The sequence below is a fragment of the Helicobacter mesocricetorum genome (assembly GCF_900198605.1).
GTDB classification, from domain to species: Bacteria; Campylobacterota; Campylobacteria; order Campylobacterales; family Helicobacteraceae; genus Helicobacter_D; species Helicobacter_D mesocricetorum.
This window is the reverse complement of sequence record NZ_FZPJ01000013.1, coordinates 19,505-28,227: the sequence shown is the minus strand read 5'-3', so window position 1 is coordinate 28,227 and position 8,723 is coordinate 19,505. Positions and strand designations below refer to the sequence as shown.

Here is an 8,723-nt window from a genome sequence, read left to right as displayed (position 1 = left end):
AGAAAGACAAGTTCTTGTATTAGTAACTAAAGAATGTCTTTGATGGTTAGAGTTAGAGTCTAAATTAAGATTAGTATCTAAATTGGTATGTAGTTTAGAATCTACTTTACAATACAAATTAGAGTCTAGTTTAGAGTCTATTTCTAAAGTTTGAGTATGGATTGTAGATTCTAAAAGATTAGAATCAATTTTTACAGAAGATAGCCTTGGTGGAGTAGCTACAAGAGAAGGCATTATTGCCCCCCCCCCCCGCCAAGTCAGATACAAAGTGTGGAATGTGGAGAATTTTATTCATAATTAACTCCTTGCTATTAATTTTATACCAAGTGGTTTATAAGGCTCTTTTGAAAGTTTAATAATCCTCTATTTTTCCTAAAAATAATATAAATTTGAGTAATTTTTAAGCTTAAAAATATTCAAAGTTTGGGGTTTGTCCTGCAACTAAACTTTGACTAAACTTTTTTGACTAAATTTGCTTTAATCTATCTAAGCTAAAGTATTATTTTTTTAAACTCATCAATAATATTTTATTTTAAAGCTTTTTATTGTTTATTTTTGTTAGAATTTCAACATTTTTTAAGGTATAAGGAAATTTATGACAACTTCGCTTCTTTTAGAAATTGGGACAGAAGAACTTCCAGCGATTCCTCTTTTAAGAGAACTCCCTAATATCAAAAATAAATTTGCAAACATCCTAAAAAATCATCGCTTAGATTGTGAATTTGACTTTTTTTATACCCCAAGACGACTAGTAATACTCTCTTATTCCTTTCCTCTTATGCAAAAACCAGAAATTTTAGAGTTTTTTGGACCACCTTTAGAGATTGCTTATAAAGATAATCAACCCACACAAGCGGCTCTAAGCTTCTTTAAAAAATGTGCAATCACGCAAGAAGAATCTTCTACAATCATCAAAGGAGACAAAGAAATCTTATATTGCAAAAAAGAATCTCTTGCAAAAAGCTCTAAAGAACTTTTACAAACCATTACGCAAGAATTTTTACATTCCCTAAATTTTGGTAAAACTATGCGTTGGGGAATGCTAAAAGAGGCTTTCATTCGACCCATATCGTGGATTTTAGCCCTTATAGATGAAACCCCAATCCCTCTCAATCTCTATGGCATAGAATCCAAAAACCAAACCTTTATCCACCGCAACCTTAGCTACCAACCTCAAGAGGTTAGGAATATACAAGAATATTTAGCAATACTTCAGAGGGGCAAAATACTTTTAGATCCCAATAAAAGACGAGCCAAAATCTTAGAAGAAATCAAAAAAATCGAACAAAGCCACCAAATCAGAGTAGAGATTGATAAAGAACTCTTAGAAGAAGTTATTAGTATCACAGAATATCCAACTGCTCTTTTAGGGGAGTTTCACAAACATTTCTTAGAACTTCCAGAGCCTTGCATTATCACTTCTATGAAAGTGCATCAACGTTATTTTGCAACTTACCAGCAAAACAAGCTTTATAATGGCTTTGTTATGGTTTCTAACTCTTTAAGCGAAGATTCCACAATGATTATTCAAGGGAATCTTAAAGTTTTAAGTGCTAGGTTAGAAGATGCTTTGTTTTTCTATCATAATGATTTAAAAAATGGCTTAAAGAGTGAGAAACTCCAAAACATAACCTTTGTAGAGGGTTTAGGCTCTATGTGGGATAAAGCACAAAGAGAAAGAGCAATCGCAAAAATTCTCATTACTTTGTTGCCAAAAAACCTTTTTAACGATAATCACTCCCAAGCTTTAGAGATTATAGATACTGCCCTTAGTTTATCAAAAGCGGATTTGATGAGTGAGATGGTTTATGAATTTACAGAATTACAGGGGATTATGGGTTATTATTATGCAAGATCTTTAGGCTATGAGGAAAACATTGCTTTAGCTATCAAAGAGCAATATTTACCCAACACTGAAGAAAGCGAACTTCCTAGCAATCTTTATAGTGCTATTGTGGCATTAGCTTATAAATTGGATAATCTTTTAGCACTTTTTAGTGTCCATAAAATCCCTAGTGGCTCAAAAGATCCCTTTGCCCTAAGAAGAGCCGCTAATGGTGTGATTAAAATCCTCTTGCATTTCAATCTTTCGCTTAGTATCAAAGAAGCCTTAAAGCATTGTAGCAAACTCTATCAACCCTTTGATGATAGTCTTTTAGAAGCTTTTTTATGCGAACGTTTGGAATCTCTTTTATCCTTTAACCCCTCTTTATTGAGGGCTACACTTGCCACAGGCGAGAGGGATATTGTAGAGATTAAAAAGAAATTAGAAGCATTGGATTTAACACTCAAACATCAAGACAAAGCCCTGCTTACCCAAACCTTTAAGCGACTTGCTAATATCACCAAAGAAGTTGCCTTAAACTCTCAATTAGAAATCCAAGAAGAATACCTAATGGCTAGTGAGGAAATAACACTTTATAAAACATTTTGCCAAATAGAAGCAAGAGGGCATCAAGGGGATTATACATACTATCTTCAAGAGCTTTTAAGCCTTGCTCCTCTTTTAAATCGGTTTTTTGATAAAGTGCTTGTAAATGCCCCTGATGAAAACTTCAAAAACAACCGCAAACACCTTATTGCAAGAATCTATAAAGCCTTTTTAAACATTGCAGACATTAAAGAAATTAGCCTTTAAAATGGAATTTGATTTAACAGCACTCCAAAAACAAATAGCACAAAAAAAGCAAAGCTATCCCCAAGAGTGGCTAGGCAGAAGTCTTGCTTATACACCCTATCAACCGCGCCCTATTAGCGAAACTTTAAGAAAAACCAAGACTTTCACACCCAAAAACCTCTATCGTGTGCTAGATACTAAAGATTTTTTAGAAATAGCTATCCATAAAGCACAAAATCATAGTGCTTTAGTAATAGATTCTTTAGAAAACCTCACTTATATACGAAGATATGTGAATTTGCCACTTATCTTTGATACTCCCATTATTGATACTTACCAAATCTTAGAATCCCTTGTTTATGGTGCGGATTCTCTTTGCTTAAGACCTCATATTCTCTCCCAAAAAGATTTGAAAATCTGCAATGATTTTAGTGCCAAGCTTGGATTGGAGAGTATTTTTTATATCTACTCTAAAGAAGACTTAACTAAGGCTATTTTTGCAGGGGCTAATATCCTTATAGTAGATAATATAGAACTTATTCCACTCATTCCTAATCATAAAATCATCTTATCTACGACCTCCACACACAAAGGAATCGATAGTCTCATTCTTAGGGATTAAGCTTGTTTTCAGATTTTTTTGGTTAAAAGCTTCTCTTATTTCAACAAAGGAGTTATTATGTCTCTTATGATAAACGAGGAATGTATTGCTTGCGACGCTTGCAGAGAAGAATGCCCCAATGAAGCCATTGAAGAAGGAGATCCCTTTTACATAATAGACCCAGAACGTTGCACAGAATGTTATAGCTTCTATGATGAACCCGCTTGTTTATCTGTTTGCCCTGTCGATGCTATCGTATCAGATCCTGATAATGTAGAAACCCTTGAAGAGTTAAAATTTAAGCATTTTCAAATCCACAAAGAAGATTAATGGCAAAAATCACAGCAGTTATTGACATTGGTTCTAATTCTGCGAGAATGGCTATCTTTGAAAAAACTAGCCATTTTGGTTTTCATTTGCTTTATGAATCTAAAAGTAAAGTTCGAATCTCCGAAAACTCTTATGAACATAAGGGATATTTACAAAATGAACCCATACAAAGAGCTATTAATGCACTAAAAAGCTTTTTGTGGATTGCAAAACTCCATAAAGCAAGAAAGATTCTTTGTGTCGCAACCTCTGCGGTTCGTGATGCTCCTAATAAGGCTATCCTTTTACAAAAAGCAAAAGAAATTGGCTTAAACATCAAAGTTATTGATGGAAATAAAGAATCATATTTTGGGGCTTTAGCAGCACTTAATCTTTTGCCCTATGATAGCGGAATCACAATTGATATAGGCGGCGGAAGCACAGAATGTGCGTTGATTGAAAAACATAAAATCCTTGATACTTATTCACTAGATATAGGAACTATCCGCCTAAAAGAGCTTTTTTTAGACAAAGGCGATTACCAAGGGGCGTATCGTTTTATCCAAGAACATTTACAAAAACTCCCCCCACATTTTAGGCATTCAAGAGTTTTTGGGATTGGTGGAAGCGCAAGGGCTATTAGCAAAGCTATCCAAAAACAAATCCAATATCCGCTCTCAACACTCCACGCTTTTGAATACAACTTTTTAGAGCAAAAAGGCTTTATCCAAAGAATCTATAACACCCCGACACAAGAATTATGCAAATTAGGTATTAAAGAAGACAGGTTAGATTCTATACAAAGCGGTAGTTTGATTTTTCATTTGGTTTTAGAACATTTTGGGGCAGAAAAAGTCGTTACAAGTGGAGTTGGTGTGCGAGAGGGGGTGTTTTTAAAAGATTTATTAAAAAACAAAACAAGTTTTCCCCCAAACTTTAACCCTAGTGTGCGCAATCTAAAAGATAGATTTATCCGAAACCCCCAGCTCTCTAAAAACGCTAAATTTATCGCCTCTAAATTGTTTATCTCTCAAAAATGCTTTAACCTTATCCCCCAATCTTTTGCTATGCATCTAAATATTGCTTCAGAACTCTGTAATGTAGGGGTAGCACTGAATTTTTACGAAAAGCATAGGCATAGCAACTATATTTTATTTAATGCCTTAAATTATGCACTCACTCATCAAGATAGATTACTCATTGCTTTCCTTACACAATACAATAGCAAAAGACTTCCTAATAACTATCCCTATGAGCAACTACTGCCTTCTTTAGAAATCTTGCAATATCTCTGTCTTTTTGTCGCATTAGCCAATCTACTTAGCAAAAATCCTAATCCAAAAGACTTTGTATTTACTTGGATAGAAGATAAAAATCACTTGACTTTGCATATCCAACACCAAAACCTCTCTTATATTTTAGAAGAAAAGCTAAAAAAACTCCTCACCCCTCCAAATCTTTCTTTAAAATTATGCTAAAACCATTAAAAATTGCATTCATTCGCTTAAGCTCTATGGGAGATATTATTCATAGTGCAAGCATTCTACCCTCCCTTTTTTCTGCACTTCAGGAGAAATACCAACCTATTTTTCATTGGTATGTAGATTCCAATTTTTATGAGATTTTAGAGGACTCCCCTTATATCCACAAGCTTTTCTCTCTCCCCATTAAACAAAGCCTTAAAGAAAAAAAAATAAAAAATCTCCTAAGCCTTTATAGAAGCCTCAAACAAGAATCTTATGATTTTATTATAGATTTACAAGGCTTACTCAAATCTGCGCTTGTAGGGAAATGCTTACAAACGCAAAATTTCATTGGTTTTGATTATAAAAGCATTAAAGAGCCTTTAGCCTCTCTTTTTTATACGCAAAAAATCTCCATACCTTATGAAGAACATATTTTATTACGCAATGCCACTTTAGCCTTTAGTGCTTTTAATCTCAAAATTCCCACTCTCCAAACCCTATTGCATCCCCCTGCTTTTCTTAAAGCTAATGAAAATCTATCCCCTCCCCTTATAAAAGGCAAAAGAGTATTATTGGTATTAGAGACTTCAAAACCTAATAAAACCTACCCTCAAGAATCCTTTTTAGAGCTTACTAGACTTTTTAATACCTTAGGCATTAAGCCTCTCTTACTTAGCCATAAACAAGCAATCAAAACCGACGATCATTTGGATTTTCAAGCCCTATCTCATCTTAATCTCCAACAAATCAAAGCACTCCTTCCTCAAATGGACTTAATCATAGGCGGTGATACGGGTATCACACATTTAAGCTGGGCTTTTAATCGTCCCTCTATCACACTTTTTGGAGCAACTCCTGCAAAAAGATTTGGGCTACCTACGGACAAAAATCTCTCACTTAGTGCCAATGCTCATGCAAATTATGACAAAAAAGATTTTAGCATTGCCCATATTCGCGCTAAAGAGGTTTTTGAACTTGCTAAGAGACTTTTAGGGATTGCCCAATGAAAAGATTTTTATTTTTTGGATTTTTAAAGATACTAGGCTTATTCTTTCTTTATATGCCACATTTTTTAAGATTTAATTTTGCTCTCTGTATCGCTTCTTTGCTTTCTTTGCTTGACAAAAAGAGAAAGTTTGACTTACTAGCAAATCTGGATTTTGCCTACAACAACACCCTAACACAAGAACAAAAACAAGAAATTCTAAAGACTAATTACCTAAACTTAGTCTATAGCTCCATTAGCTTTTTTATGCTAGGGGTTAGCAGTAAAAAACACATTTTAAATACTATCCAAATTGATAAACCAGAAATTATTCACAATCTACTCCAAAAGGGAGAGAAGATCATATTAGTAACGGCACATTTTGGGAATTGGGAATACTCTACACCCGCTTTTACTTGCTATTTCAATCACCCCATTACTGCTATTGCTAGAATGACTCCCTATCCACTTGTTAATGAATACCTCCTAAAAGTGCGCTCTAAATTTAATATATCTATCTTTGATAAAAATGGAGCGGCAAAACATCTCATACAAGCTTTAAAAAAAGACAAGGTTGTAGGCATAGTAACCGATCAAAATACCGCACAAAGCGATGGAGAATTGGTTAATTTCTTTGGTAAAAAAGTTCGGCACACCCCTATTGCTTCAATCTTAGCAAGAAAATTTGACGCAAAAATTGTATGCTCTGTTACCTTTTATTCTAAAGATTACAAAAAGATTCTTATTAAAGTCCTGCCCCCTATTGAATACCAAAAGAGTGAAAACATCAAAGAAGATATTTACAATCTCACACAAATCCAAAGCGATCTATTAGAGCAGCTCATAAAAGAAAACCCCAAAGAATGGCTTTGGTTTCATAAGAAATTCAAAAACCAATATGAAGAAATTTATAGGAGGAAGAGTGAATAAAATCTCTGCGGTTATCCTAACAAAAAACTCCCAAAGACTCTTAAAAGAAGTTTTACAATCCCTTAGCAAGATTGATGAAATCGTAATTTTAGATAATGGTTCAGAAGATGCAACTTTAGAAATCGCAAAAAGATTCAGTAATGTTAGCATCTATCATCACGATTTTATAGGATTTGGGGCTATGAAAAAATTAGGTAGCAAGTTGGCTAAAAACGATTGGATACTCTCTATTGATAGTGATGAAATCGCCTCAAGAGAGCTTATTGATGAGCTATTAGAGAAAAAATTAGAAGAGGATTTTTGTTATAGCTATGATGTAAAAAATTATTTCAATCATCGGCATATTAAAAGCTGTGGTTGGTATCCAGATAGATTTTGTGGAATCTATCACAGACACAAAGCAAACTTTGATGATTCCGCTGTGCATGAAAAAATTATCTCTTTAAGCCATAAACCCCTAAAGGTTATCCCCTTGCAAGGACATATCTCCCACTATCCTTACCAAAACACGAGTGAGTTTTTAGCCAAAATGCAAAAATACACCACACTTTATGCGCAAGATTTTGCAGGCAAGAAGCAAAGCTCTCCTTTAAAGGCTTGTATTCACTCACTTTGGTGCTTTTTTAAAAACTACCTTTTGCAAAAGGGTTTCTTAGAAGGATATGAAGGCTTTGTTATAGCCTCTTATAACGCACAAAGTGCATTTTGGAAATATATTAAACTCTATGAAGCAAACAAGGAAAGAAATGAAGATTCTAATCATCAAACTTCGTAATATAGGGGATACTTTACTCATTACCCCTCTTTTTGAAAACCTTAAAATCCATTTTGGAGAATCTAGCATTCTTGATGTTTTAGTCAATGCTGGCACAGAGGGGATTTTACCCCACCAAAATATCCGCAAAATCCACATCCTCAAAAGAGCGGGAAAATTCCAAAAACTCCAATATGGGATTAAACTCTTAAGGGCGATTAGAGACGAAAAATATGACATAGTAATAAGCTTAACAAGTGGTGAGAGAAGTGCCTTTTTAAGCCTTGTTAGCGGTGCAAAAATGCGGATTGGATTTAGCCCAAAAGCCTTTTGGGCTAGACCTATCTACACACATAATCTCCAAGAAAAATACCAACACACCATAGATAATAATTTAGAAGCCCTAAGGGTGCTTAATATCCCAATTATTACCAAAAAGGTGCAAGCAGCAAAAAGTCAAGAGCTACCAAACTTTCAAATACCAAAAAACTTTATCCATTTGCATTTTTTTAGTCGTTGGATGTTTAAATGCTTAAGCGAAGATTTTTGCGCAAAAATCCTAGATTTTATTACCCAAACCTACCAAATAGAATGTCTTTTAACTTGTAGCAATCAACAAGAATTAGAAAAACTACAAAGCATTTTAAACCTTGTAAAGCATAAGCCTAAAGCCCTAAACAATTTTTCCTTAGCGGAAGTTTCTTACTTAAACTCTAAGGCAAAAGCCTTTGTTGGCGTTGATACTGCCATTATGCACTTAAGTGCGGCAAATAATATACCAACCTTTGCTTTCTTTGGACCAAGCGGGGTCATTAATTGGGGACCTTGGGATAATGATTTACTAACTTCTACTTACACGCAAAAAAATGGGATTCAAAGAATGGGTAAGCACCTAGCCTATCAAGAGAGTTTTGCTTGTGTGCCTTGCGGGAGAGATGGTTGTGAGGGGAGTAAAAAAAGTGATTGTCTTTTAACAAGACTTAATGAAAAAGTTGCTCTTGCTACTTTAAAGAGCTTTTTAGACCCTCTTTTACTCCCCTCTAAAGAGGGAGAATCTTAAC

At 34.4% G+C, this 8,723-nt stretch carries 9 protein-coding genes; 8 read left to right on the top strand and 1 reads right to left on the bottom strand.

The window, feature by feature from the left end; all coding sequences use genetic code 11:
• Window positions 1–234 (bottom strand): hypothetical protein (locus C6H18_RS09410; protein WP_158654864.1); only part of this gene is annotated, 234 nt, incomplete at its 3' end.
• A gap of 361 nt (window positions 235–595) precedes the next feature.
• Here C6H18_RS09410 and glyS point away from each other — a divergent pair.
• The 8 genes from glyS to C6H18_RS03865 are packed head-to-tail and all read left to right on the top strand — an operon-like array spanning window position 596 to window position 8,722.
• Window positions 596–2,638 (top strand): glycine--tRNA ligase subunit beta, encoded by a 2,043-nt coding sequence (glyS, locus tag C6H18_RS03900; protein ID WP_104721808.1) that lies wholly within the window; start codon window positions 596–598, stop codon window positions 2,636–2,638.
• Window position 2,639: 1 nt separating this feature from the next.
• Window positions 2,640–3,239, top strand: a complete 600-nt coding sequence (locus C6H18_RS03895; protein WP_104721807.1) for a beta/alpha barrel domain-containing protein — start codon at window positions 2,640–2,642, stop codon at window positions 3,237–3,239.
• 57 nt (window positions 3,240–3,296) lie between these two features.
• Window positions 3,297–3,548, top strand: coding sequence for a YfhL family 4Fe-4S dicluster ferredoxin (locus C6H18_RS03890; protein WP_104721806.1), 252 nt, complete (start codon window positions 3,297–3,299; stop codon window positions 3,546–3,548).
• Window positions 3,548–5,005, top strand: a complete 1,458-nt coding sequence (locus tag C6H18_RS03885; protein ID WP_104721805.1) for a Ppx/GppA phosphatase family protein — start codon at window positions 3,548–3,550, stop codon at window positions 5,003–5,005. The genes C6H18_RS03890 and C6H18_RS03885 overlap by 1 nt, the downstream gene beginning before the upstream one ends.
• Complete coding sequence (waaC, locus tag C6H18_RS03880; protein WP_104721804.1) at window positions 4,999–6,000, top strand: lipopolysaccharide heptosyltransferase I; 1,002 nt, start codon at window positions 4,999–5,001, stop codon at window positions 5,998–6,000. The genes C6H18_RS03885 and waaC overlap by 7 nt, the downstream gene beginning before the upstream one ends.
• On the top strand, window positions 5,997–6,908 hold the full coding sequence (locus tag C6H18_RS03875) for a lipid A biosynthesis lauroyl acyltransferase (RefSeq protein WP_104721803.1): 912 nt from the start codon (window positions 5,997–5,999) through the stop codon (window positions 6,906–6,908). The genes waaC and C6H18_RS03875 overlap by 4 nt, the downstream gene beginning before the upstream one ends.
• Window positions 6,901–7,683 (top strand): glycosyltransferase family 2 protein, encoded by a 783-nt coding sequence (locus C6H18_RS03870; RefSeq protein WP_233704048.1) that lies wholly within the window; start codon window positions 6,901–6,903, stop codon window positions 7,681–7,683. The genes C6H18_RS03875 and C6H18_RS03870 overlap by 8 nt, the downstream gene beginning before the upstream one ends.
• Window positions 7,655–8,722 carry a glycosyltransferase family 9 protein gene (locus C6H18_RS03865; protein WP_104721801.1) on the top strand — a complete coding sequence of 356 codons (1,068 nt, stop codon included), beginning with the start codon at window positions 7,655–7,657 and terminating at the stop codon, window positions 8,720–8,722. Before C6H18_RS03870 ends, C6H18_RS03865 begins: the two co-directional genes overlap by 29 nt.
• Window position 8,723 lies beyond the last annotated feature (1 nt).

Excerpts from the sequence above, each read along its gene's own strand:
- C6H18_RS03890 (WP_104721806.1), top strand. The coding sequence starts at position 3,297 with ATGTCTCTTATGATAAACGAGGAATGTATTGCTTGCGACGCTTGCAGA.
- C6H18_RS03875 (WP_104721803.1), top strand. The coding sequence starts at position 5,997 with ATGAAAAGATTTTTATTTTTTGGATTTTTAAAGATACTAGGCTTATTC.
- C6H18_RS03885 (WP_104721805.1), top strand. The coding sequence starts at position 3,548 with ATGGCAAAAATCACAGCAGTTATTGACATTGGTTCTAATTCTGCGAGA.
- C6H18_RS03895 (WP_104721807.1), top strand. The coding sequence starts at position 2,640 with ATGGAATTTGATTTAACAGCACTCCAAAAACAAATAGCACAAAAAAAG.
- waaC (WP_104721804.1), top strand. The coding sequence starts at position 4,999 with ATGCTAAAACCATTAAAAATTGCATTCATTCGCTTAAGCTCTATGGGA.
- glyS (WP_104721808.1), top strand. The coding sequence starts at position 596 with ATGACAACTTCGCTTCTTTTAGAAATTGGGACAGAAGAACTTCCAGCG.
- C6H18_RS03865 (WP_104721801.1), top strand. The coding sequence starts at position 7,655 with ATGAAGATTCTAATCATCAAACTTCGTAATATAGGGGATACTTTACTC.